This is a genomic window from Streptomyces sp. NPDC001781, assembly GCF_053596035.1.
Genome location: NZ_JBSFFI010000065.1, coordinates 1 through 867 on the forward strand (window position 1 = coordinate 1; position 867 = coordinate 867).

At 64.1% G+C, this 867-nt stretch carries 1 protein-coding gene; it reads right to left on the reverse strand.

What is annotated here, in order from left to right; genetic code table 11:
- Window positions 1-82 precede the first annotated feature (82 nt).
- The gene (locus tag ACWCV3_RS28465; protein ID WP_451230090.1) at window positions 83-532 is read right to left on the reverse strand and encodes a hypothetical protein; all 450 of its coding nucleotides are present in this window, start codon (window positions 530-532) and stop codon (window positions 83-85) included.
- Window positions 533-867: the final 335 nt, after the last annotated feature.

Below are 867 nucleotides of genomic sequence, written 5' to 3' on the forward strand. Positions count from 1 at the left end.
CTCCCGGCAAAATGCCGGGAGCCCCTCCTGTACGTACGCGATTCATGGCAGTGGGTCTCGTCCGCGGTGGCAGTGGCCTCCGTCAACCGGTCAGGCCATCGCTGATCAATTCGAGAGTGCGCGCGGTGATCCTCTTCGCTGCGTCCTCGGCACCTTGCGCGATGCCGCCCTGCGTGCCGCCTTGGGTGTTGCCGGTGCCGCTCTGGGTGCCGCCCTGTGTGTTGCCGATACCGCTTTGCGTGCCGCCCTGTGTGTTCTTGGTGCCGCTCTGGGTGCCGCCTTGGGTGTTGCCGGTGCCGCTCTGGGTGCCGCCCTGTGTGTTGCCGATACCGCCCTGCGTGCCGCCCTGTGTGTTGCCGGTTCCGCCCTGGGTGTTGAAAACATTGCCGTAATATCCATTGTTGAAAACAATGGTGACCGGTGAGGTACCAGGAATGTTGCGGTTGTCCGCGGAAGCCTGGCTCGCCGTTGCGCCTGTCAGCGCCACGGCAGCGGCAAAAGACAGGGATGCGTAGATGCCGACCCGTTTCACGGGAGTCCCTTCTTACGGAAGACAGGAGATAGGACTTCTCGCGGACCAAATTAGCCGCTACTCCTTGCCGCATTACTACAGCGACACAGGCGGTGTCACCCGTACAGAGCGTTGGAGGGCCTCGGGGTGACGGTGAGGCTCTTTGTCTGACAGTCCCGAGACGGCCGGCCGCGGGCCGGTAGGTCCTCCGTCCGTGCCGGATCCGTCCGGGCGGGGAAGAGTGCCGTGGACACATGGGCCACGCGAATGATCGATCCTCGAGAACACCGCCATCGCCCCGCGGAGAATTCCTCCGCGGGGCGATGAATTCCGCCTAGCGATCAACCCTGGACTCC